Below are 22,494 nucleotides of genomic sequence, written 5' to 3'. Positions count from 1 at the left end.
AATGTGCTAACACACTTCATATACGAGGGATGGACCCCGGGGAGTTCGTTCGCGCGACGCGGCGGGACCGCACCCGCGCCGAGTTCGCCCGCCGGGTAGACGCACAGGCCGACGCGCTTCGCGAGGCGTTCGCGGCGGGCGCGTTCGAGGGCGGATACCGTCTCGGTCTCGAGCTCGAGGGATACGCCGTCGACGCCGAGGGGCGACTCGCGACCGTTCCCGAGCCGGCGTTCGACGGCGTTTGCGAACGCGAGCTCGGCCGACACAACGCGGAGGTGAACACCCCCGCCTCGCCGTTCGATTCGACGGGTCTCGAGACGCAGGCGGGCGAGCTCGCCGATCGCGTCGACGCGGTAGGGCGAGCGTGCAAACGCGAGGAGCTGCGGTTTGTCACCGACGGAATGTGGACGATCCCGTCGTCCGAGGGGGCTCGAGTCTACCTGAGCGCGATCGACCGCGACGCGGACGGCAGCCGCGTTCCGACGAACGTCGCACCCAGGCCGCGCTACTACGCGCTCGACGCCGATATCACCGCTCACGGCCCGGTCGAACTCGACGTCGCGGGCTGTCGGCGGTCGTTCCCGACGATCCTCGTCGAGTCACTGGCCGCCTCGATGCAGGTACACCTCCAGGTGCCGACTCCGAGCTTTCCCGACACCTTCAACGCCGCGTTGCGTACGGCGGGTCCCGTACTCGCCCTAGCGGCGAACGCGCCGTTCCTGCCGCCGGAGCTGTACGACGACCCCGAGACCGCCCTCGAGGGACCGGTCGAGCTTCGCGTCCCGGTGTTCGAGTCCATGAACGTCCGCGACCCGGGGAAGGTCCGGTTCCCCCGGGACCTCGAGACGCCCGCCGACGCGATCGATCGGATTGTCGCGGACCGTCCGTGTGTCCCCGCGCTGCGCGAGTGGAACCTCGACGAGCCCCGCGAGGGGTTCGCCGACGACTACTGGGAGCTGTTGCACAAGCAGGGCACCTGCTGGCGGTGGATTCGACCGATCCTCGGTCCCGACGGCCCCCGCCTCGAGTACCGACCGCTCGCGGCCCAGCCCACCGTTGCGGACGTGATCGGCCTTCAAGCGCTGGTCGCCGGGCTCGTCCATGGAATCGTCGCGACCGACCACCCCGTCGCGACGCTCCCCTGGACGGCCGCCCGCGAGTCGTTCTACGCGGCCGTCGAGAACGGGTTCGAGGCCGATCTCGAGTGGGTCACCCGCGGCGGAACCCGAACCGGCGAACCGGACGAAATCTACGAGGAGCTGTTCGAACTGGCTCGACTCGGACTCGGCGACCGCGGCCTCGAGTCCACGCGTGTCGACGCTCTGCTCGAGCCGATCGAGGCTCGGTGGGAGGCCCGGACGGCCCCGAGCGCGTGGAAACGCCGCGAGGTTCGACGCCGGCTCGAGGACGGGGAGACGTTCGAGAGCGCCGTCGCGGGGATGCAGCGGACGTACATCCGGCGGGCGACTGCCGGCGAACCGTTCGCCGACTGGCTCGGCTGACCGATCGCTGCACAGTTTCTCGGTGGGATCCCGGGAGTACTTACGTCTGGGACGTCATCGTCCGAGTAACCGAAAGAGGCGCTGTCCTTGGCACAGTCGGGAACAGCGTAACGCCAAGGACGTGAATTCTCACGTCACCGGCCGTTTCGTTCCTCCGACCGCAGCCGTTCGGGCTCCGGGACTGTTCGATGGGACTGCTATGATCGGGTCTACCAATGGAAATCGAAATTGCAACGATTGGCGGATACGAGGAAGTCGGCCGACAGATGACCGCGGTTCGCGCCGGCGACGACATCGTGATCTTCGATATGGGACTGAACCTGTCGAAGGTCCTCATTCACGACAACCTCCGGACCGAGGGGATGCACAGTCTGGATCTGATCGACATGGGCGCGATCCCCGACGATCGAGTCATGAGCGACCTCGAGGGCGACGTTCAGGCGATCGTCCCGAGCCACGGCCACCTGGATCACATCGGCGCCATCTCCAAACTGGCCCACCGGTACGACGCACCGGTCGTGGCGACGCCGTTTACCTGCGAACTGGTCCGGGAGGAGGTCGAGGACGAGCAGAAGTTCGGCTTCGACAACGACATCGTCGAGATGGACGCCGGCGGAACGATGTCGATCGGCGATCACGGCTGCGAACTCGAGTTCGTCAACGTCACCCACTCGATCGTCCAGGCGATCAACCCCGTGCTTCACACGCCCGAGGGAGCGATCGTCTACGGACTAGACAAGCGCATGGACCACACGCCCGTCATCGGTGACCCGATCGACATGGAGCGGTTCCGCGAGATCGGTCGCGAGGGCAACGGCGTGCTGTGTTACATCGAGGACTGTACGAACGCGAACAAAAAGGGACGGACCCCCAGCGAGAGCGTCGCCCGCGAACACCTCCGGGACGTCCTCTACAGCATGGAGGACTACGACGGTGGGATCATCACCTCGACGTTCTCGAGTCACATCGCGCGGGTCAAATCCATCATCGAGTTCGCGCGAGAGATCGGCCGGCAGCCAATCTTGCTCGGCCGATCGATGGAGCAGTACTCCGGTACCGCAAGGCAGGTCGGTATCGACTTCCCGTCGGACGTCGAGATGGTCGGCTATCGCCGATCCATCGACCAGACCCTAGAGCGGATCATGAACGACGGGAAGGGCAACTTCCTGCCGATCGTGACGGGCCACCAGGGCGAGCCTCGCGCGTTGCTCACCCGGATGGCCCGCGGTGAGACCCCCTACGAGCTGGACGAGGGTGACAAGGTCGTCTTCTCCGCTCGCGTGATTCCGGAGCCGACCAACGAGGGCCAGCGCTACCAGGCCGAGAAGCTGCTGGGCATGCAGGGTGCCCGCGTCTACGACGACGTCCACGTCTCGGGTCACCTCTGCCAGGAGGGCCACTACGAGATGCTCGACGCGCTCCAGCCCCAGCACATCATCCCCGCCCACCAGGACCTGAAAGGGTTCTCCAGCTACGTCGACCTCTGCGAGAGCGAGGGATACAGGATGGGCCGCGACCTGCACGTGACCCGCAACGGGAACATCATCGAGTTGGTGTAAACGACGACTCCGCCGTTCGATCCTCACGATCGTAGCGGACCCGCGTTCTGGACATCGCGTCCGGGTTCGTCGTTCGAGGGCTGCAGCCGGTTTCCGTTCGTTTCGAACGGGGACGGGTTCAATCGGCGAACGTATTGATCACGGTGCCGGAATCAACACAGGAGCTGTAGTAGTAGCCGCCGTCCTCGGAGGGGTGCCCCCAGTCCAGCCAGCTGTTCTCGTAGTTCCGACACTCCTCCCAGCCGAGGCCGACCGCACTGGTGCCAAGGACGCCGAGGGCCGTCCGGCGCGTGACGGGTGAGAAACGGGGCGATTCGGTGTCGCGTTCTGGCGTGTCGTCGTTCATGATATGTCTGCGAGTCGCAGTAAGGGGAGGGGAAAAGAAGAACCGACGCGGCCGTGCGCGAACCGTCCCCGACCGAGAAAGAAATATTAGTAGCCGATCCTGCGTGGCCCGTTCGAGAGCGAGGACGATCGACGACGTGTTCGGGGTAGTTTCCTCGAGAGAGCGATCGGTGTCGCGGCGCAGTCCGTCGGTTGGCCGTTATCAGAACCCGATCGCCTGTCCATCCCGTCGAGGTTCGGAACCTCCGATCAGGACGCCGTCGTCGGTACGGTAGATCAGCTGGGCGCCGCCGTAGTGGTTCGCGTCGGGTTCGAAGTACTCCGCCTCGGTGATCACGTCGTGGCCTCGTTCGCGAAGATCGTCGACCGTCGCTTCCGGGAGTCTCGAGGTCTCGAGGGTGACCTCGTGGTCCTCGATGAACCGGAACCGCGGGGCGTCGATTGCGGCTTGCGGGTTGAGCCCGGAGTCGACAAGATTCGTGACGACCTGGACGTGGCCCTGGGGCTGGGTGTCGCCGCCCATTACGCCGAACGAGGCGCGGAACTCGCCGTCCTCGGCGAGCATGGCGGGAACCAGGGTGTGGAACGGACGCTTTCCCGGCTCGAGCGCGTTCGGGTCGTTCGGGTCCAGGCTGAACGAGGAGCCGCGGTTTTGCAGCGGGAAGCCGCCGACGACGATCCCGCTCGCAAACGGCCAGAAACCGCTGTTGATCAGCGAGACGGCGTTGCCGTCGCCGTCAACGACCGTCAGGTAGACGGTATCGCTGTGACGATCTGCCCGAGGTTCGTACGTGCCGACGTTCGGGCCGATCTCGCCGGCGCGCTGACGTCCGTACTCCGGCGAGAGCATCGTTTCGAGGGGGATATCGTACGCCTCGGGATCGGTGACGAACTTCTCGGTGTCGGCGAAGGCGATCTTCATCGCCTCGATCTGGCGGTGGAGCCGCTCGGGGTCGGTGGGATCGGCCGCGAGGTCGAACTCCTCGAGGACGTTCAGCGCCTGCAGGGCGGCGACGCCCTGCGTGTTCGGCGGGTGTTCGAGGACCTCCATTCCGCGATACTCGGCGCTGATGGGGTCGTCCCACGTGCTCTCGTGGTTCTCGAGGTCCGACAGCTCGAGGACGCCGCCGTGGTCCTGGACGGCTTCGACGATCTCGGCGCCGAACTCGCCGCCGTAGACCGTCTCGATCCCCTCGCTCGCGATGCGCTCGAGCGAGTCCGCGAAATCGGGGTTGGTGAACAGTTGCTCCGGGCTCGGAACCTCGCCGTCGATCAGGAACGTCTCGCTGAAGCTCTCGAACTCCTCGACGCGGGGTGCGGCGGCCTCCCACTGCGAGGCGACGTACTCGGTGACGGGGACGCCGTCTCGGGCGTATTCGATGGTTGGCTCGAGCAGCGTTTCGAACGCGAGGGTCCCGTAGCGTTCGGAAAGTTCGTGGAACCCGTCCAGCGCGCCGGGAACGGTTACCGGCAGTCCGCCCTCGGTCGGGACGACCGGTTCGCCGTCCTCGGTAGCGTCGGTCCGCTCGCAGTAGGTGTCGATGTCTGCTGCCTCGGGCGCTCGGCCGCTTCCGTTGAGCGCCTCGTACTCCCCGTCGAAGTGGGTGAGCGCGAACATGTCGCCCGCGATGCTGGTCATGTGTGGCTCGACGAGGTTCAACGCAACCGCGGTCCCGACCGCGGCGTCGGCCGCGTTTCCGCCGTCCTGGAGGATCTGCGTGCCGACCTGGGCTGCGATCGGGTGACTCGTCGCGACCATCCCGTTCGTCGACATCGTGGCCGATCGACGGCCGATGAACTGCCAGGGGTAGTCGAACTCGGTTTCGGCACCGGCGCCGGCGCTATCGTCAACCGCTTCGGGATCAGTCGCCGGGTCGTGACCGTCCGTCCCCGCGCTTGCGTGGCCGACGGTAACTGCACTCGTCGCGGCGGCCGTCAACCCGACTCGTCGCATAAACGTGCGTCTGTTTGACACACCAATTGAATATCATAGAGAGGATAATAAAAACTAACCTTGAATTATTACCCTTGATGTCCATACAGGAGAGACTCTAAGCAAAGGCACTCCTGAGAGGAGGACATCGGTTACGCAGGTCGAAGCCGCCCGACGCAGTTCCGACAGTACGTGTAGGAGGGATCGTTCTCGGTCTCGCAGGTCGGGCAGACTCCCGGTGCGGGCGGCCGGGGCTCGACCGTCCGCTCGTTGGCCTGGCCCCAGTACTCCACGCCCGCGGGGTGGTAGCCGCCGGACGCAAGCCCGTCGAGGGAGTCCTCGCCGTCGCCGGATTCGGGAGCGGTGTCGTCGTTGTCGGCGTCTCGCTGGCGGACCAAGAGCCTGGCCCACCACGCACCGAGCAGGATGACCACCACTGCGATGATGATGGCGTCCATGGTATGTCTGGGCGTACCTCGTGAGAGTACTTAGCACATTTTGCGTCGAGCGTGACTGTCCCTACGAGCGTTTCGTAGCCGAGACCGACGTTTTGGACTCTGCTGACGACGGAGGTTTATGACGGTCCCGACTGAACCAGGAGGCATGGCCTCCCACGTTCTGGTCCCCATCGACGACTCCGATCGGTCGACCGAGGCCCTCGAGTTCGCGCTCGAGGAGTATCCGTCGGCTCGATTCACCGCCCTCCACGTAGTCGACCCCAGCGAGATCTACGCGGTGACCGGGCTCGAGACTGGATCGCTGTCGAACTACGAACGGATCCGTGACGAACACAAAACGCGGGCGGAGAACCTGCTCGAAACCGCACGCAGACGGGCCGCAGACGCCGGGGTCGAACTCGAGACCGAACACGCCATCGGAGACATCTCCGAGACGATCGTCGACTACGTCGAGGACCACGGCGTGGATCATATCGTACTCGGCAGCCACGGCCGAACCGGTGCGAGTCGAATCCTGCTAGGCAGTATCGCCGAGTCGGTCGCCCGACGATCGCCGGTACCGGTAACGATCGTTCGGTGAACGGACGGTTCGGCTCGTGACAACTGTTTCACGTCCGTTCGGCCGATGGAGCGGCGGTCGTCTCGCCGATCTGCGGAGACGGTCCGTCGAAGGGTACCGTTCCTCGAGCGCCCCGCTGGCGACGAAGGTAGGCTCTCGTCGCTCGACTCGATCGGCCTCAATGGGACGGGTTCGCCGTAACCGGGCGATCGTCTCCCGTTCGATCGACGACACGACCGTCCGGCCCGATCGTTTCGAGTCGAAAAGAGTCTATCCACCCGGTAATTATGATCGGTCTCCACAGACACCCGACGTATGTTGTCGTCAACGCGCCGAAAGCTGCTCGCGGCGAGCGGCGGAGCACTCGCCGTTAGCGGGATTCTCGGGTCGGTCGGAACGGCCGCCACAGCCGAGAGCGATGAACCGGACGTCGAGTCCGAAGACGGCTGGACCTCGAGCAGAGGAGCGCCGAACAACAACGCCTACTTCCCCGATCGGTCCGGGCCCGAGGCGCCCGTCGCGGTCGACTGGGAACGCGACCACGGCGGTCCGATCGCGGTTCGGAACGGGACGGTGTACCAGACGACAGACGAGAAGGTTCACGCCCTGGACGCGGAAGACGGGTCGATACTGTGGGAGAGCGACGCTGTCGGTGCCTCCGGGACCCCGGCGATCGACGCCGAGACCCTCTACGTCGGCGGCGACTCGCTGACCGCGCTGGACGCCGACGACGGGAGCGTTCGCTGGCAGACCGACCTCGAGGACGAGGGGGAGCTCACGCCGCCGAACGTCTCCGACGGGGACGTGTATACCCTCTCCGAGGCGGCGCTGTACGCGTTCGATTCGGACGGTGAGGAGCGCTGGAGCTTCGAGGCCGAGGAGGAGTTTTACACGAACGGCGCCCCGCCCGTCGCCGACGGGGCGGTCTTCGCGTGCAGCGAGTCGTACGTCTTCGCACGCGAACTCGAGGACGGCTCCGAGCGCTGGACGACCGAGATTTCCGACGAGATGGTAGGGATCGTCAGCCACGACCCGATCGTCGCAGGCCAGGGCTCCGTCGCCGTCGCCATGGACGACGGCGAGGGGCCGTACCCCAGCGACGTCGTCCTGTACGATACCGAAACCGGCGAGGAAGGGGAGCGGTACGAGGGCAACGTTCCCGCGACGATCACCGAGGATCGCGTCTACACCAACCCGACGTACGACGCGGCCGGCTTCGATCGCGAAACGGGCGAACGGGTGTGGGAGCCCGACCAACCGATCAAACACGCCCAGCAGCCGGTCGTCGCGGACGACGGGATCTACGTCGGCATCGACGGCAGCCAGGAGGATTTCGACGAGGAGGACGAGCACGGCCTGTTCGTGTTCGACGAGGACGGCGCCGTGAAGTGGTCCGTCGTCCCGGACGATGAGAACGGGGTACCCCGACTGGACGCGACCCTCGTCGAGGGAACCGTCTACGGACGAAGCCGCGACCGACTGCTCGCGATCCGCTCGGAGGCCGAACTCGAGGAGCGTGAGGAGGACGACGATCCGGAAGACGGCGAGGAAGAGGACGAGCCAGAAGACGGCGAGGAAAACGGTGACGAAGAAGAGGACGAGCCAGAGGAGGAATCCGAAAGCGACGAGGATGACGAGGGAGCGGAAGAGCCGGACGAAGACGCTGACGACGGAGAAGAAGACGAGGAAGAAGCCGAGGGAGAGGGAACGGAGGACGACGCGAGCGACGACTCCCCCACGGACGAAACCGACGACGCGAGCGACGATGGCACGGGGGACGACGATGCCGACGAGGACGATGATGACGACGGCGACCCCGAAGCCGAGGACGACGCCGAGGGCACACCCGGCTTCACGACTGGCGCCGGGATCGCCGGCGGCGTGCTCGGCCTCGAGTGGCTACGCCGACGTGCGAGCCCCGAAGAACGACAGGACTGACGGCCACCGGGTACCCTCGATCAGGCCGTTTGTCTGGACAGAACTCCGAGCCGAGGCCGCAGCTTCACCTTTCAAGGACGCCGGACCACAGTTATCGTCGCTCTCTTCGCTGTGGGGTTCCCTTCATACCGGATGGCAAGCGCGGAGTATCTCGAGCAGCGAACGGTCGTACGTAGCTGACCGGCACCCTTTATTCACTAGATCACCGGTATATTTTTTATCCAGGAACATCCATTGTTTTCATGGATCGGAGAAAGTTCCTAATTGGTGCAACGGGTGCAGCAGCCGTGGTGGCCGGCTGTAGCGACAACGACGAGAACGGCGACGATGACGCGCCCGAGGACGACGGCGCAGCGGACGAAGACGACACGACGGACACTGACGAAAGCGACGACGTCGGCAATGAGACGGACGATGCCGACGACGAGAACGGGAACGACGGAAACGAAACGGAGGACGACGGCAACGAGACCGACGACGAGTACGATAGCGAAGAGGCCGACGACGAGGACGAGTTCGGTGGCGAAGAGGCCGACGACGAGGACGAAACCGACGACGAAGACGGAGAAACCGACTCGGAGGACGACGACAGCGATGACGAAGATGATGACGATGACGGCGATGGCGACGACGAGGAGGATGACGACGACAGCGACGACGAGGAAACCGAAGAACTCGATCCGGACGACTACGAGGACGAAATCGCCAACGACAGCCCGCTCGAGGTTGCGGAGTTCGGGGCCGAAGGTGGCTGTGAACTGACCGCAAGGATCACCCGACCCGAGGACGAGACCGCCGAAATTCAGTACGATTTCGTCGTCTACTACGGTGACGAGATCCTCTCGGAGTCCCGGAACAACGAGTACGAACTCGACGGCGACGACTCGAGCCACGAGCTAACTGCCGTACTGGAGGGGTGTGACGAGGCGACCCACTACGGGTTCGAGCTTCACGGCTACGAGGCGATCGACCGTGACGCCGACAACGACGTCGACGGACACGTCAGCATGGAGGGCGGAACGGACAACGTCTTCTCGATCCAGTCTCACGCGTTCGACGGACAGAACTGTCAGGTCGAGGTCGACGTGTACAACGAGACGGACGGCGAGATCACGGGCTTCGTCTGGGTCGGTCTCCGGGGCGACCGTGACGAGCAAACCGAAAGTACCGAGATCGATCTCGAGGCCGGCGATACCGAGACGATCATGTTCGGCGCACAGAACTGCGGCGAGGTTCGTGCCTACGAGCTTCGCGGCGACGTCTTCGATCAGTAAGGGCTCCTCGGAACGGAATCCCCTCGACTCGATGCACACCGGACTACAAATATGCGAGGCGAGTGTCTCGGCTTCGGAACGAGACTCGAGATTCGGCGGTCGGACGGATTTCGGACGCCGAACGCATTCGTCGGTGGCGTCGTGCCGCTGTTGTACGGTGTGAGTGGACCGGACCACACCTGAATACCAGAACTCGAAAATCCGAGAGTTGGGTTGGACGAGTAGGGTAGTCGGAGACGCATGCGAACGACAGAGCGTCAGCGGCGGGACCCTCCGGCTGATTTCTATAGAGAGAGGGGATAAATACGTTCTCTACCGTGAGTACGTGGTGGCGGCAGGTTCAGTGTTCCTATCGTCCTCGAAACGAACGCGACACGGGTGAACTCCGACGCTTCCGCTACCGGTGCAAGAACCGCCGTCTCAGTATGAACCATTTATGTAGTAGTCGGAGAATGCAATAATCAATAATGGATGGCTCAGATTCCGATCAGGGGGGTGAGATCCGGGAGCGACTCTCTGCGACCGATCTTCCGATGGGGTGGCGATACGATCCGAACTGGACGTGGGGGACGGTCGATGCCGTAGTGTACCACGAATCGCTCTTCGACGTTCTCGAGGGCACTACCGAAGTGAGTTACGTCGTCGAAATTCGGGAGTCGAAGCTTCTCCTTCGGCGGATACGTCGGGACGGCGACAACGACGTCGTCGATCGGCTGGATCGAACGAACGAACCCGCGGCTCTCGAGTCGCTGCTCGAGAGTGTCGAGATGTAGCGTCACCGAAAAGGGCTGAGGGCCGGACCGGAGTCCGCGTACTATGGCTGTCGAGCATATTCCGCCGGCCAGTATCGACTCCGGAGCGGTTCGATAAATACTTTCTGTTAGCTATAGAATGAATAGAACTGGTGGTCCCGTTGCCGAGAGTCAGTTGGTGCGTCGTCGTCGAGTTCGTCTCGAAACGTCGGCTCGGAGTTCAGGTGAACACATGGCTCGAGCAACAGATATGCGGGTGGCGAAACCGACCGAGATCGGAATCCTCGACCGGTCCGTACGAACCGACCTCGAGCAAGCCCACCACGACTCTCGAGTGCCGGGACGCGGCGATAGTAACAGGCATCCCACCGATGGTACCGATCTGCCGATTGACAGTCGGACACTCTACCGTAAATACTTTCGTCAGACATAGTGTCGGTCGATAACAACCAGGTGCGGATAGCTGCCGTTCGAGACAGGGGGGCGTCCCGGTCGAGAAGCGAGCTATCCCTCGAACTCGATCCTTTGTTCGCAGGGGTGTTCTGAACGTAATATTATTGTCCCGCAGACCTGAACGTCCTGTATGGGTTCCCCGCGTTTCCTCCAAACGCCCGTTACGGGAGGTACTTTTGGCGACAACCACGTATCGAACGAAGGGTGTAACGAGCACAGCGTTTTCAGAGAGGTCGGCTCTGGTCTCACAGCGCGGCTTGCGAACGGATCCGGTGTTCGGACAGCGAACGACCAGACACCGGTCGTGATCAGTGACGACGAAGCGACCGAAAGCGAACGAACCGCCCTCGCCCAGTTATGAGCGGTCCTCGAGTCTCGGTGATCGTTCCCGTCTACAACGACTCGACGGGGCTCCGGCGGACCCTCGAGGCGGTCGTCGATCAAACGTACGCCAACTACGAGATCGTCGTCGCCGACAACGGCTCGACCGACGCCACCCCGACCACCGCCCGTTCGTACCGGGACTCGTACCCGAACCTGCTTACTCTGGTCACCGAATCCGAGATTCAGAGCTCGTACGCGGCCCGAAACGCCGGTGTCCGGGCCGCCGATTCCGAGAGCGAGATCCTCGCCTTCCTCGACGCCGATACGACCGTCGACGACGACTGGCTCGAGCGCGCGGTCGCCGCGATGGAAGACGAGGGGAGTGATTACATGGGCTGTCGAGTCGAGATCCCCCGGGAGGCCGACGAGGGCATCATCGCACGCTACAATCGGCTGACCGGGTTCCCGGTCGAGCGGTACGTCCGTGAGGTCGGGTACGCCCCGACGACCTGTCTGCTGGTCCGTCGTGAAGTCCTCGAGTCCGTCGGCGGCTTCGATCGGCGGCTGGTCTCGGGCGGCGACCTCGAGTTCGGCCGTCGGGTTCGACGGGCCGGCTGGGAGCTCCACTACGAACCGAGCGTCGCCGTTTTCCACCCACCCCGATCGACGCTCCGGTCGATGGTCCAGAAGTACGTTCGGATCGGGCGGGGTATCGAGCAAAAACGTCGCCTTCACCCCGAACTCGATCACGGCCGGGGGCTTACCAATCCGCGCCAGTACCTCCCGCCGAAGCCGTCGACGGTTCGCGCGGAACTGCTCGAGGTCTGGACGGAGCTATCCGCCCTCGAGAAGCTGCTGTTTTTCGGGCTGCGCTACGTGCTCGATCTCTCGAAGCGAGCGGGCCAGCTTCGGGAGGTACGGGATCGAACGGCCGGATCGGAGTAGGGACTTCGTCTCAGAGCTGCCGCGTGCGCCCGCGTTCGAAAGGAGAACCAGCGTGCGACGAGCGGATCGCGGTCGTTACTGCATCGCGTAGAGGTCGGCGTACCGTCCGTCCTCCTCGAGGAGCTCGCCGTGGTCGCCCTGTTCGATGATCCGTCCGTCCTCGAGGGTGTGGATCCGGTCCGCACCGCGGACGGTCGAGAGGCGGTGGGCGATCGCGAGGATCGCGTAGTCCCGGTCCATCTCCTCGATCGCGGTGTGGACCCGGTCCTCGATCCCCGAGTCGAGGTCGCTGGTGGCCTCGTCGAGGATGAGGAGGTCCGCGTCCTTCAACAGCGCGCGGGCGAGCGCGACGCGCTGGCGCTGGCCGCCCGAGAGGCGGACGCCGTCGTCTCCGAGTTCAGTGTCGTAGCCTTCGGGGAGTTCGTCCAGGAACTCGTTGACGTGAGCGATCTCGCAGGCTCGCTCGATCTCGCTCTGGGTCGCGTCCCGGTTGCCGATCGTCACGTTGTGCCGGAGGGTGTCGTTGAACAGGAACGGCTTCTGGCGCACGACCGCAACTCGGGAGCGCCACTCGGTGAGGTCGTACTCCTCCAGTGGTCTGCCGGCGACCGTGATCTGTCCGCTGTCGGGGTCGTACAGCCGCGCGAGCAACACCGCAGCCGTCGACTTCCCGGCTCCGGAGGCGCCGACGAACGCGACGAATTCGTTGGAATCGATGCGAAACGAGACGTCCCGAAGCACGGGTTCCTCGTCGTAGGCGAAGGAGACGTCGTCGAAGGTGATAGGGAAGGGGCTGTCCGGAACCGGTCGATCGCCACCGGTCGGTTCCTCGCGCCGTTCGAGCTCCTCGACGAAGTTCTGCGTCCGAATGAGGTGTGGGAACCTGCCCTCGACCCGGTAGAAGTAGTTGTTCGCCTGGCTCAGTCGCGGCGCGAGCTGGAACATCGCGAACAGGAACATCCCGAGCGCGGCCAACGAGAGTCCGGTAAACCCGATCGCGACGTAGATGAGCCCGAACACCATCGCCGCCGCGGTGAAGTTGTAGACGTTGTCGATGAGCGCCTCGTTGCGGCCGAGCTTGATCGAGGACTCGGTGTAGGTTTCGATATGGGTCGAGAACCGCTCGAGGAGTTCGTCGCTCAGCGTGAACAGCTTCACGTCCCGGATCCCCTGTGTTCCCGCCTGGACGGACCGCTGAATCTCCTCGTTGGCCTGGGCGACCCGGTCACCGATCGTGTAGCCGGGTTCGACGATCTTCCTGACGAAGAGCGTCAGCCCGCCGAGCAACACGGCTGCGGCCAGCGTCAGCGTCGGTGCGAGGTAGAGCGCGATCCCGAGATAGACCCCGGAGAGAAGCAGCTCCTTGCTGAACTTGATCGTGTCTCGGATAACGTTGCCCGCGTGTTCGGCCTGCGTGACGATCGCGTTGAGGATGTCGTCGGACCCCTCCTCGTCGAAGTAGGCGACCTCCGCGTCGAGGGCGTTTTCGAACGCCTCGGTCTGGAGGTAGCGGACGTACTGCGTCTGGAGGGCGATCCGGAGCCACTCGACGAGGAACGTCGTCGCGAAACGAACCGCCATGATGGCGATCACGCCGAGGACGACCGTGCCGAGTTCGAAGGGAATCCCGAGGAACTCGAACACCGCGACGAAGACGGCAACCTCTCCGCTCGCGTCGGCGGCCGGATCGCCCGGGGACTGAACGATCTCGACGATCGGGATGATGAAGCTGATCCCGATCCCCTCGAGCATCGCGGTGACGACGCTGGCGAGGATGATGGCCACGGTAAGTAAGGGGCGAAACGTCGCGACCTTGTAGAGGCCGCGAAGCTTCTCCCGACGAGAAAGATCTTGCGTATCCATTCGGTTACTGCAAATCGATTGATTACCGAGCTACTATAAGATTATCAATCTATCTCGCTCCCGGGGACCCACCGCTATCGGCCGTTGACCCACGAACCGGGAACGAGTTCCCGCAGGTCGGGGTGATCCAGGTGGATCCGTGCTCGATCGCTCAACCCCTCGAGCGAGTTGGCTGTGGCGACCTCCGCTCGAATCGCTTCCCACCGGGAGTGGCGGACGATCACGGCCGCGGGGATCGCCTCGCAGTCGAGCAGCCGGGCGATCGCGAGCCGGTGTTTCCCGCCCGCGGCTCGGATCGGGACGCCGTTTCGGCCGATCGCGAGTTTGAGTTCGTCGGGAACGCGCGGATCCTGAGTCGAGGTTCCGTGAGACGGGACCGTCTCCCCCGCTCGGACGGCCGCGTCGAGATCGGCCTGCGAGCGGTACCCCTCGTCTCGGATCGACTCGTAGAGCCGATCCGTCTCGGCGCAGCGCTCGTCGAGCTCGGCGACCGTCTCGGCACCCTTCCAGCCGGTACCACCGTTCTCGATCCGGCGGCGGGCCCGTCGGTACCCGTCGGTCTCGACCCAGGGAACGTCCTGGCCGAAGTGAACGTGCAGCGCGCGGTAGACGGCGAGCGCGTCGATCCGGGTTCGATCCCGATCCCACGGCCCGCCGAAGACACCGAGCGGGTAGTGTCCGTCCACGCCGCTGGGGTAGTGGGCGAGGACGTGGTCGACGTCGTTCGGATCGATTCGGATCAGCGACGGCTCCGCGATCGGCTCCCGCGCGACCTGTTTCGCCCATTTCCACCGAAGCCGGGCCCGTTCATCCCGGTAGCGGTCGGCGAGATGGCGACCGGTCAGCCGGCAGACCGCGCGGGCGCCGTCGGTGCGGTAGCGCTCCGCGAGGCGATCGATCGGCGACGGAAGCGCGGCGCCGGTCATACATAGCCGAAGCTCTCGAGGCGTTCCTCGACCACCGAGTCCTCGATCCGATCGCGTCGCTCGGGTTCCTCGGCGCGGATCTCCGGTCTGGCCCCATCGTCGACGATCAGCCACGGAACCTCGACGAGCTCCGGCGATCGAAGCCCGCGCTCGTGACCGTAGCCCCTGACCGGGATCGGCGACATCCGGTCGCCGATGAGGTTGCCGTGGTCCGCGGTGATCACGGTTCGACCCGACAGCGCCTCGAGGAGCTCCTCGACGTACTCGAGGACGATGTCCAGGTTTTCCGTGTAGGCCGCTCGCACCAGCTCCAGATCGATGTCCTCGCCGTTTCGCAGCCGTTTCCAGATCGAAGGCGTCTCGAAGGCGGGGTCGTCCATCCGGCTGTTGTGTCCCCGGTGGTCGAGTCGATCCCCGATATCGCCGATAAACGGGTAGTGGGGCTGCATGTAGTGGACGATCAGCCGCTTGTCGGGGTAGGCCTCGGCGATCTCGCTCGCCCGGCGGGTCACCGTTTCGGGGTGGACCGTCTCGTAGTCGGCGTCCCACTCCTCGAGCAGCGGAACCATCGCGTGAAACGTGTCGTCGTCGACGATACTTGGCGCGAAGGGGTTCGTGGTGACGTAGATCGTATCGTGGTACGTTTCGGGGAAGTTCTGCTGGAGGAACTCCTCGCTGTGACTGCCGAGGGAGCGTCGACTCTCGAGGCGACCGTCGATCTCGCATCGCACTTGGAAGGCGTCGTACCGACAGCCGTCGAGGATCACCAGGCTGTCCCAGTCCTCGTCCATCACTCGAGTGGCTTCCTCACGGGAGTAGCGGTCGTGAATCGCGTGATTCGCCCGTCTGGCCCACCGCTGTGTCTCGACGAACAGCAGCGAGGGGTCCCTGATCGCTTTCCGAACGTTGTGGAGGTTGTACTTTGAGTGGAGCATGACGGTTGCATACGGAGCGAGGAGCTGTATCGTATGGTTTGAATATCTGTCGTTGGTGACTGATAGCTGTGATGGTTGCAACGCGTGATCGCGAACGGATCGGAACTCGAGGCAGGCCAGCGTGAGCCGCCTTCGAACCGCCTACGAGAACCTCCGAGACGGCGGCGTCGACGGACTGGCCCGCGAGACGATCGAGTGGTACCTTCGGGAGCCACGCCCGTCGGAAGCGCTTCACTGGCGCCTCGGCCGCCGGTACTACGGATCGCGGACGGCCGCCGATCGAGCGCCGTACGACGCCCCGCCGGACCCGTTCAAACTCGAGTGGGTGCGGACCGACCGGATTGTTCGCCACACTCGACGGACCTACCCGCCCTACAAGCACCGGCAACGACGGTTCGGATCCGTGGTCCCCGGGGACTGGGACCGACGCGATCGCCCGCCGATCGACCCGACCTACGACGGCGCCCCCGCGGAACTGTTCGTCGCGGACCGGTTCTCGGAATCCGTGCTGTATCGCTCGCTGCGCCAGCGCTTCGTCGAGGACGCCGCATGGACGGAGACGCCGCTGTACGAGACCACCCGGAAGCTGCTCGAGACCGGCGATCGCCGACACGTCTGGCACGGCTGTCGGTCCGAGGCGGAGCTCCACGATCGCTTCGCCGAGTTAGCGGAGCTGTACGCGGACGTCGCCGAGAACGGTCTCGAGTCGGCGTACACCCGACTCGAGCGAGAGGGGGGACTGACGGTTCCGGCCTGGCTGCGCGGCGAGATCGCCGTCGACGTCGGTCGGGACGGCGAACTGTTCCTGGTGTGTGGCAAACACCGCTTTACTGTCGCCTCGTTGCTCGGCGTGAGTCACGTCCCGGTGTTGTTCCTGGCTCGACACCCCAACTGGATGACCTATCGGGACCGCGTCGCCAGTGGTGAGGCCGCCGCCGGAGCGCATCCCGATCTTCGAGCGCTTCGTAGAAGGGGGCCATCCCACTGACCGGTGGGGAAACGCGATCGGATTATCCTGCTGGATCCCTCGCTGTGGGCGAGAGTGGAACGGGTACGTTAGTAAGCGGCCACTACCGTCGCCGACGGTTCAACATCATGGTCAAGGAATATGGGTGCCGACGGTGGAAGAGAGTGCAATGACTGAGACACGGATCTCCGATCAGTGCACTGCGGCGGAACGCACGACGAAACGAGAACTCACGACGGACGTGGTTTACACGGTCGCGGACGTCTCGGATACGGACCCCGTCGACCTCCCACCGCTCTACGACGTGATCGACACCGACGCGCTGAACGACCTCGTCGCCGGGGGCCACGACGGAGCGCTTCGGACGATCTCCTTCCAGTACTGCGGCTACACCGTCACGGTTACCGGCGACGGCGATATCAGCGTGGCCTCGACCGCCTGAGGTCGGCGTCCGAGCTACGCGTCGCCTGACGCGAGGGACACCTGGAGCGCTCACGAGAGGTCGATCTCGGTCGGCTCGCAGACCTGGATCTGGCTATCGACTCTACTCGTTGTCGGTCGGCGGTTCGAGTTTGAAACCGCCAGGAAAATAACCGTATGAAACGATATCGAGTCGATGGACCTCCGATCCGATCTGCTCGAGGCGAGGCGGTTAGCCAGCGAAGGCGAGTACGACGAGCTGCTCGAGGGGGCAAAGAGCCGTGCCGTTGAGCCGATCCGCAGACGCCGAATCCACGGGACGCTCGCGGAACTCGAGGCGGTCGACGACCGATCCGCCCGGCGGATCGCCGACGGGTTCCGGGTCGCACTACGGGACTCGTTCACCGCCGAGCAGCGGGCGACGTTCGAGCGTATTTCGGAGCGCACGTCCGCGCTGCAAAGCGACGAGACGGAGGTTACGTACTCGTTTCACGGGCCGAACGACGAAGGGCTGACAGAAGAGACGTACGAGGGCCGACACAGCACGGTCACCGTCTCGGCGTTTCCACACTGCCCAGCGAGGTACGGACGGCTGCTGACGGCGCTGCTTACGCAGTACCACGCTCCCAGCGTCCTGGAGCTGGGAACCTGTCTCGGGACGTCGGCCGCCTACATCGGGACGGGGCTGGACAGCGGCCACCTCACGACCGTCGAGGCCGGCGAGCCACAGGTCGAGATCGCCCGGGAGACGATTTCGGAGCTGGGGTTAGAGGAGCGAGTGACGGTCCGACAGGGCCTCTTTCAGGATGTCCTGCTGGGAGACGGCAGCGTGCCGAACTTCGACGTCGCGTTCCTCGACGGCCACCACCAGAAAGAGGCGACTCTCGAGTACTTCGACGCGCTGTACGACGTCGCGAACGAGGGCGCGATCGTCGTCTTCGACGACGTGAACGACTACTCGGCGGGGATGGACGAGGCGTGGGACGAGATCAGCGCCGATCCGCGGGTCGATCTCTCGGTGCTGACGGACAGGGTCGGGTTCGCCGTCGTAAACTCGAGTATCTCCGAAGCCGAGCGGGTTTCGCTGCCGTACTAAGCGGACGGGGTGGGTGGGACCACGCGGATACTGAACGGAAGGGGGTGGCCGAGACCACGCGGGAGCTCCCTCGGGGCCGTCGCTCATGGTAATCGTTTAGTTCCGGTCGCTCTGTATGTCCAGTACCGATGAACGATGAGTGGCCAAACGGCGGAGGCCGGACCGACAGGAACTCCCGGGGCAAACGGTGAGTGACTGCGAGACCCCCGTCGTTTTGCTGGTCTACAACCGACCGGATACGACGGCACAGGTAGTCGAGCGGCTCGCGGCGGTCGAACCCGAAACCGTCTACGTCGTCGCCGACGGGCCGGTCGACGCCGAAGACGCCGAGCGCTGTCGGGCCGCACGCGCCGTCGTCGAGGAGGGGATCGACTGGCCCTGCGAGCTCCACCGCCGGTACCGCGATCGCAACCACGGCGTCTCGAGCGTCGCCAAGGGGCTGGACTGGGTGTTCGGGCGCGAGCGGGAGGCGATCGTCCTCGAGGACGACTGCGTGCCCAACGACTCGTTTTTCACCTTCTGTGAGGCGATGCTCGAGCGCTACCGGGACGACGAGCGGATTATGTCGGTCAACGGGACGAACCGTCTCGAGACCTGGAAGGACGATCGCCAGGACTACCACTTCGTCACCTACCAGGGGGTGTGGGGGTGGGCGACCTGGCGGCGCGCCTGGAAGGAGTACGATCCCGAGATGCGCAAGTGGGCGGAGCCGGAGGTCAGGGACCGCGTTCGGGACGTCGTCTGTGACGACGAGCAGTTCGCCTACCAGTACGAGCGCTTTCAGAAACGGTACGAGGGGAGCTCGATCGCCTGGAGCAAGCCCTGGCGCTTCGCGATCACGGTCAACAACGGGCTCTCGGTGATCCCCTCCAAAAACCTCGTCTCGAACGTCGGGTTCGACGAGCGCGGGATTCACACGACCGATCCGGACTCCGACCTCGCCGAGATCCCGCGGTACGAACACACGCCGTGGTACGAGGGGCCGGGCCACGTCATGCCCGACCGCCAGTACGAACGGCGGTACTTCGAGCGCTTCGAGCGGACGAGTAGACGGGAGAAACTGAGTGAGCAAGGGATACAGCACGCGAAGGGCGTCGGCGCCCGGGTGCTTCCGGAGGGCGTGAAGGACGTGCTGAAACGCCGGTTCGGGCTCGGTTACTCGAAATAACGGACGTTTCGCCGCGCGATATCGGCGAGGTCGCGGCTGCGCTCGGCGAGTTCCTCGCGACGATCCTCACCCTCCTCGGCGTACGACTCGGCGAGTTCGACGATGGATTCGACGTGTTCGTGGAGCTCGAGGGCGTCGAACGTCGGCGCGTCGAGACCGACCTGTTCGATCAGCCCCATCGTCTTGTGGGTGTTCGCCGTCAGCGTGACGATCGGCGTCCCGCCGACGAGCGCGTAGATGCTCGGGTGCCACCGCCCGCTGACGTAGAGTTCGGCTTGCGAGAGGACGTCGATCGCCTGCCGAACCGGGGTGTGTGGCCCGATCAACGGGTAGCCGTGACGCTCTGCGATCGGGCGGAACAGCTCGGCGTCGCTCGAGCAGGACGCGGTCAGTACGACGGGAGCGATCTCCTCCTCGAGACGCGCACAGAGCTCCTCGAAGGCCGGCTCGGGATCGTACGCAGGACGGTCGGGACGGTTGAAGATCGAGCTCCCGCCGACACAGACGTACGGCTCGCCCGGGTCGAACCCGCTCGCCGAGTCGGGCCAGACGTCGAAGTACCCCTCGCGCCCGACCACCGACGCCCACCGCTCGCGATCCGCGACCGGGTCGTAGGTAAACGCCGCGTCGGCGCCCAGGTGGTCCTCGGCGCTGTTCGGCAGGAAGGGCTCGGCCGCCCGCGCCGAGTACGGCTCGCGGAAGACGACGTCCTCGAGCATTGGGTACACGTTCTCGGCGAGCTCTCGCATCACCGGATCGTGGAGGTCCGCAGTGTGGTTGACCAGCAGGCAGGGCGTATCGTAGCGCTGGGTCGCGAGGTAGGCGAGGAAGAACATCATCCGACCCTTCCGCTGTCGGTCGTAGATGCTCCCCTCGCCGTTGATCAGGACGACGTCGCAGGCCTGGATGGCGTCGCGTTCGCGCTCGAAGCGCTCGCCGCGGTCGACCGCGTCAGCCGCGTCGGGGTACTCCTCGAACGTCACGGGCAGGTCGTCCCACCGCCCCACGAGGGACTTGTACCGCTTGTAGGCGCCGCGGCGGTCGCTCGAGGGCAGCGCCCGGAGCGCGCGCAGGGCTCTGGGCCTGACGCCGGCCTGCTGGAACGCGAACTTGCTCAACCGCGCGGGGAACGCCCCCGGCTCGGTGACGGCCTCGCCCAGTCGACGGGGGTCGTCCATCCGTTCTAACTGCAGCGTGTGGGTAATGTCGCCGCCGGCGTCCGTCACCATCCGCCGCAGCGCGCGGGTCGTCCCCCGGCAGCCCCAGTTCGAACTCGTCGTCGTGTCGTTGACGAAGAAGACGTTCATTGCGACGGCGCCCCGCTGAGAAGCGGCTCGAACCCGCTCGTCCGGGCGATCGCCTCGAGGCGCTCGAGGTCCTCGGGGGTGTCGATCTCGCTACTGAGCTGTCGCGGCATCTCGTGGATCCCGATCTCGCCGCCGAGGCGGCAGGCCTCGCGCTCGAGGAGGTCGGTGTGGACCGCGTAGATCGAGCCGTTCTCGCGGTACCAGCCGTCCATCTCCTGGCGCATCGGCCGATCCGCCGGATCGTAGTTGATCGGCTCCGCGCCGCCGTCGCCGTCCTTCCAGAAGAAGGCGTGGTCCTCGCAGGCGCTCAGCGCCGAGTCGTACCCCTCCTCGGTGAGCAGCGCCACCGTCTCGTCGATATCCGTCGGTCGGCGCAGCGGCGAGGTACACTGGAGTAAGACGACGATATCGGGCTCCGTTTCGGCGGCCCGGAGCTCCTCGACGGCGTGAAGGAGCGCCGCCTCGGTCGGGGAGCGGTCGCCGGCGATCTCGGCCGGGCGCTCGATGACGCTCGCGCCGGCCTCGCGACTCGTCGTCGCGATCTCGTCGTCGTCGGTCGAAACGTAGGTTGCATCGACGAGGTCGCTCTCGAGGGACTGTACGATCGTATGGGCGATCAGGGGTGAGCCGAGAAAGGGGACGATGTTTTTCTTGTGAATCCCCTTGCTGCCACCGCGAGCGGGAATGATGGCGGCGATCATACTGTTTGAACAACGGTCCTCGGAGCGGCAACATAAAGCCCGGCAACATACTCCGACCGCCTCGTGTGCGGAGCGGGAAACTTATGAAACATCAGCGAGCACGAATGATCGTGAACGACCAGCGTCTTCTCGTAACCGGCGGCGCCGGGTTTATCGGTTCGAATCTCGCGAACCATCTCGTGCAGGACAACGACGTCGTCGTCGTCGACGACTGCTCGCTCGGGACGCCGTCGAACCTCGAGCCGGCCGTCGATCTCCGAGAACGAAGCGTCCTCGAGGACGACCTCCCGACCGACGTCGACGCGGTGTTTCACCTCGCGGCGCTGTCCTCGTACGCGATGCACGAGGACGATCCCGCGCAGGGAGCCCGTGTCAACGTCGAGGGGTTCGTCAATGTCGTCGAGCAGGCCCGCGAGGACGGCTGTGAAACCGTCGTCTACGCGTCGACGTCCTCGATCTACGACGGAGCGCGGCCGTCGGCGGAGGACGCGCCGATCGCCGCGAACACCGGCTACGAGAGCTCGAAGCTCGCCCGGGAACGGTACGCCGAGTACTTCCGGAACCACTACGGGCTGTCGCTCGCGGGGATGCGGCTGTTTTCCGTCTACCAGGGGTACAACGGCGCCGAGGCCCACAAGGAGGAGTACGCGAACGTGATCGCGCAGTTTGCCGACGACCTCGCGAACGGGCGCCGGCCGGCGATCTACGGCGACGGAACCCAGACGCGGGATTTCACGCACGTCGAGGACGTCGTCCGCGGGCTCGAGCTGGCAGCCGACCACGAGCTACACGGGCGCTACAACCTCGGGACGGGGACGGCACACGACTTCGACACGCTCGTCGGCCTGCTCAACGAGGAACTCGGCACCGACGTCGAGCCCGAGTACGTCGAGAACCCGATTCCCGAGTCAGTATACGTCCACGACACGTGTGCCGACGCCGGGAAGATGACCGCCGAGACGGGCTGGGAGCCACAGATCGACCTCGAGGAGGGCGTTCGCCGAGTCTGTGGGCCGTACCTCGAGACGCTCCCGGAGGCCTGAGCCCGACCGATCCAAGAACTGTTTTG

General features: G+C 65.0%; 20 protein-coding genes. 12 read left to right on the top strand and 8 right to left on the bottom strand.

Annotation, left to right across the window (positions count from 1 at the left end; genetic code table 11):
- Positions 1-29 precede the first annotated feature (29 nt).
- Together ACFEMD_RS06725 and ACFEMD_RS06720 are read left to right on the top strand one after the other, a co-directional pair.
- Positions 30-1,502 (top strand): hypothetical protein, encoded by a 1,473-nt coding sequence (locus ACFEMD_RS06725; RefSeq protein WP_394740217.1) that lies wholly within the window; start codon positions 30-32, stop codon positions 1,500-1,502.
- 215 nt (positions 1,503-1,717) lie between these two features.
- Positions 1,718-3,061 carry an RNase J family beta-CASP ribonuclease gene (locus ACFEMD_RS06720; RefSeq protein ID WP_394740215.1) on the top strand — a complete coding sequence of 448 codons (1,344 nt, stop codon included), beginning with the start codon at positions 1,718-1,720 and terminating at the stop codon, positions 3,059-3,061.
- Positions 3,062-3,179: 118 nt separating this feature from the next.
- Here ACFEMD_RS06720 and ACFEMD_RS06715 read toward each other — a convergent pair whose 3' ends face one another.
- From ACFEMD_RS06715 to ACFEMD_RS06705, 3 genes are all read right to left on the bottom strand, one after another.
- Positions 3,180-3,407: a hypothetical protein gene (locus ACFEMD_RS06715; RefSeq protein WP_394740214.1), complete on the bottom strand. Its 228-nt coding sequence runs from the start codon at positions 3,405-3,407 to the stop codon at positions 3,180-3,182.
- A gap of 201 nt (positions 3,408-3,608) precedes the next feature.
- Positions 3,609-5,360, bottom strand: coding sequence for a gamma-glutamyltransferase (ggt, locus tag ACFEMD_RS06710; RefSeq protein WP_394740213.1), 1,752 nt, complete (start codon positions 5,358-5,360; stop codon positions 3,609-3,611).
- A gap of 131 nt (positions 5,361-5,491) precedes the next feature.
- Positions 5,492-5,797 carry a DUF7577 domain-containing protein gene (locus tag ACFEMD_RS06705; RefSeq protein ID WP_005558290.1) on the bottom strand — a complete coding sequence of 102 codons (306 nt, stop codon included), beginning with the start codon at positions 5,795-5,797 and terminating at the stop codon, positions 5,492-5,494.
- 145 nt (positions 5,798-5,942) lie between these two features.
- On the opposite strand from ACFEMD_RS06705, the gene ACFEMD_RS06700 reads away from it, so the two are divergent.
- The 5 genes from ACFEMD_RS06700 (at position 5,943) to ACFEMD_RS06680 (ending at position 12,042) form a co-directional block, all read left to right on the top strand.
- On the top strand, positions 5,943-6,377 hold the full coding sequence (locus tag ACFEMD_RS06700; protein ID WP_394740212.1) for a universal stress protein: 435 nt from the start codon (positions 5,943-5,945) through the stop codon (positions 6,375-6,377).
- Between the two features lie 294 nt (positions 6,378-6,671).
- Positions 6,672-8,294 carry an outer membrane protein assembly factor BamB family protein gene (locus ACFEMD_RS06695; protein WP_394740211.1) on the top strand — a complete coding sequence of 541 codons (1,623 nt, stop codon included), beginning with the start codon at positions 6,672-6,674 and terminating at the stop codon, positions 8,292-8,294.
- 242 nt (positions 8,295-8,536) lie between these two features.
- Entirely contained in the window at positions 8,537-9,568 is a 1,032-nt protein-coding gene (locus ACFEMD_RS06690; RefSeq protein ID WP_394740210.1) for a hypothetical protein, read from the top strand.
- Positions 9,569-10,035: 467 nt separating this feature from the next.
- The gene (locus tag ACFEMD_RS06685) at positions 10,036-10,341 is read left to right on the top strand and encodes a hypothetical protein (RefSeq protein WP_394740209.1); all 306 of its coding nucleotides are present in this window, start codon (positions 10,036-10,038) and stop codon (positions 10,339-10,341) included.
- Positions 10,342-11,130: 789 nt separating this feature from the next.
- Positions 11,131-12,042, top strand: coding sequence for a glycosyltransferase (locus ACFEMD_RS06680; RefSeq protein WP_394740207.1), 912 nt, complete (start codon positions 11,131-11,133; stop codon positions 12,040-12,042).
- A gap of 75 nt (positions 12,043-12,117) precedes the next feature.
- Here ACFEMD_RS06680 and ACFEMD_RS06675 read toward each other — a convergent pair whose 3' ends face one another.
- From ACFEMD_RS06675 to ACFEMD_RS06665, 3 genes are all read right to left on the bottom strand, one after another.
- Positions 12,118-13,905, bottom strand: a complete 1,788-nt coding sequence (locus ACFEMD_RS06675; protein WP_394740205.1) for an ABC transporter ATP-binding protein — start codon at positions 13,903-13,905, stop codon at positions 12,118-12,120.
- 74 nt (positions 13,906-13,979) lie between these two features.
- The gene (locus ACFEMD_RS06670; RefSeq protein ID WP_394740204.1) at positions 13,980-14,831 is read right to left on the bottom strand and encodes a hypothetical protein; all 852 of its coding nucleotides are present in this window, start codon (positions 14,829-14,831) and stop codon (positions 13,980-13,982) included.
- Positions 14,828-15,766, bottom strand: a complete 939-nt coding sequence (locus ACFEMD_RS06665) for a hypothetical protein (protein ID WP_394740202.1) — start codon at positions 15,764-15,766, stop codon at positions 14,828-14,830. The genes ACFEMD_RS06670 and ACFEMD_RS06665 overlap by 4 nt, the downstream gene beginning before the upstream one ends.
- A 121-nt stretch (positions 15,767-15,887) precedes the next feature.
- On the opposite strand from ACFEMD_RS06665, the gene ACFEMD_RS06660 reads away from it, so the two are divergent.
- From ACFEMD_RS06660 to ACFEMD_RS06645, 4 genes are all read left to right on the top strand, one after another.
- Entirely contained in the window at positions 15,888-16,754 is an 867-nt protein-coding gene (locus ACFEMD_RS06660) for a hypothetical protein (RefSeq protein WP_394740201.1), read from the top strand.
- A 148-nt stretch (positions 16,755-16,902) separates the two neighbouring features.
- Positions 16,903-17,175, top strand: coding sequence for a HalOD1 output domain-containing protein (locus tag ACFEMD_RS06655; RefSeq protein ID WP_394740199.1), 273 nt, complete (start codon positions 16,903-16,905; stop codon positions 17,173-17,175).
- 174 nt (positions 17,176-17,349) lie between these two features.
- Complete coding sequence (locus ACFEMD_RS06650) at positions 17,350-18,249, top strand: O-methyltransferase (protein WP_394740198.1); 900 nt, start codon at positions 17,350-17,352, stop codon at positions 18,247-18,249.
- 187 nt (positions 18,250-18,436) lie between these two features.
- On the top strand, positions 18,437-19,417 hold the full coding sequence (locus ACFEMD_RS06645; protein WP_394740197.1) for a glycosyltransferase family 2 protein: 981 nt from the start codon (positions 18,437-18,439) through the stop codon (positions 19,415-19,417).
- Here ACFEMD_RS06645 and ACFEMD_RS06640 read toward each other — a convergent pair.
- Together ACFEMD_RS06640 and ACFEMD_RS06635 are read right to left on the bottom strand one after the other, a co-directional pair.
- On the bottom strand, positions 19,405-20,724 hold the full coding sequence (locus ACFEMD_RS06640; RefSeq protein ID WP_394740196.1) for a polysaccharide pyruvyl transferase family protein: 1,320 nt from the start codon (positions 20,722-20,724) through the stop codon (positions 19,405-19,407). The genes ACFEMD_RS06645 and ACFEMD_RS06640 overlap by 13 nt on opposite strands.
- Complete coding sequence (locus ACFEMD_RS06635) at positions 20,721-21,425, bottom strand: acylneuraminate cytidylyltransferase family protein (protein ID WP_394740194.1); 705 nt, start codon at positions 21,423-21,425, stop codon at positions 20,721-20,723. Before ACFEMD_RS06635 ends, ACFEMD_RS06640 begins: the two co-directional genes overlap by 4 nt.
- Before the next feature lie 110 nt (positions 21,426-21,535).
- Between ACFEMD_RS06635 and ACFEMD_RS06630 the strand changes: the two genes are divergently transcribed.
- Positions 21,536-22,468, top strand: a complete 933-nt coding sequence (locus ACFEMD_RS06630; RefSeq protein ID WP_394740193.1) for an NAD-dependent epimerase/dehydratase family protein — start codon at positions 21,536-21,538, stop codon at positions 22,466-22,468.
- The last annotated feature ends 26 nt before the right edge of the window (positions 22,469-22,494 follow it).

The organism is Natronococcus roseus (genome assembly GCF_043677095.1).
Taxonomy (GTDB): domain Archaea; phylum Halobacteriota; class Halobacteria; order Halobacteriales; family Natrialbaceae; genus Natronococcus; species Natronococcus roseus.
The sequence above is the reverse complement of the archived record's forward strand: the minus strand, read 5'-3'. Positions and strand labels throughout refer to the sequence as shown.

Excerpts from the sequence above, each read along its gene's own strand:
- ACFEMD_RS06725 (WP_394740217.1), top strand. The coding sequence starts at position 30 with ATGGACCCCGGGGAGTTCGTTCGCGCGACGCGGCGGGACCGCACCCGC.
- ACFEMD_RS06720 (WP_394740215.1), top strand. The coding sequence starts at position 1,718 with ATGGAAATCGAAATTGCAACGATTGGCGGATACGAGGAAGTCGGCCGA.
- ACFEMD_RS06715 (WP_394740214.1), bottom strand. The coding sequence starts at position 3,407 with ATGAACGACGACACGCCAGAACGCGACACCGAATCGCCCCGTTTCTCA.
- ggt (WP_394740213.1), bottom strand. The coding sequence starts at position 5,360 with ATGCGACGAGTCGGGTTGACGGCCGCCGCGACGAGTGCAGTTACCGTC.
- ACFEMD_RS06705 (WP_005558290.1), bottom strand. The coding sequence starts at position 5,797 with ATGGACGCCATCATCATCGCAGTGGTGGTCATCCTGCTCGGTGCGTGG.
- ACFEMD_RS06700 (WP_394740212.1), top strand. The coding sequence starts at position 5,943 with ATGGCCTCCCACGTTCTGGTCCCCATCGACGACTCCGATCGGTCGACC.
- ACFEMD_RS06695 (WP_394740211.1), top strand. The coding sequence starts at position 6,672 with ATGTTGTCGTCAACGCGCCGAAAGCTGCTCGCGGCGAGCGGCGGAGCA.
- ACFEMD_RS06690 (WP_394740210.1), top strand. The coding sequence starts at position 8,537 with ATGGATCGGAGAAAGTTCCTAATTGGTGCAACGGGTGCAGCAGCCGTG.
- ACFEMD_RS06685 (WP_394740209.1), top strand. The coding sequence starts at position 10,036 with ATGGATGGCTCAGATTCCGATCAGGGGGGTGAGATCCGGGAGCGACTC.
- ACFEMD_RS06680 (WP_394740207.1), top strand. The coding sequence starts at position 11,131 with ATGAGCGGTCCTCGAGTCTCGGTGATCGTTCCCGTCTACAACGACTCG.
- ACFEMD_RS06675 (WP_394740205.1), bottom strand. The coding sequence starts at position 13,905 with ATGGATACGCAAGATCTTTCTCGTCGGGAGAAGCTTCGCGGCCTCTAC.
- ACFEMD_RS06670 (WP_394740204.1), bottom strand. The coding sequence starts at position 14,831 with ATGACCGGCGCCGCGCTTCCGTCGCCGATCGATCGCCTCGCGGAGCGC.
- ACFEMD_RS06665 (WP_394740202.1), bottom strand. The coding sequence starts at position 15,766 with ATGCTCCACTCAAAGTACAACCTCCACAACGTTCGGAAAGCGATCAGG.
- ACFEMD_RS06655 (WP_394740199.1), top strand. The coding sequence starts at position 16,903 with ATGACTGAGACACGGATCTCCGATCAGTGCACTGCGGCGGAACGCACG.
- ACFEMD_RS06650 (WP_394740198.1), top strand. The coding sequence starts at position 17,350 with ATGGACCTCCGATCCGATCTGCTCGAGGCGAGGCGGTTAGCCAGCGAA.
- ACFEMD_RS06640 (WP_394740196.1), bottom strand. The coding sequence starts at position 20,724 with ATGAACGTCTTCTTCGTCAACGACACGACGACGAGTTCGAACTGGGGC.
- ACFEMD_RS06635 (WP_394740194.1), bottom strand. The coding sequence starts at position 21,425 with ATGATCGCCGCCATCATTCCCGCTCGCGGTGGCAGCAAGGGGATTCAC.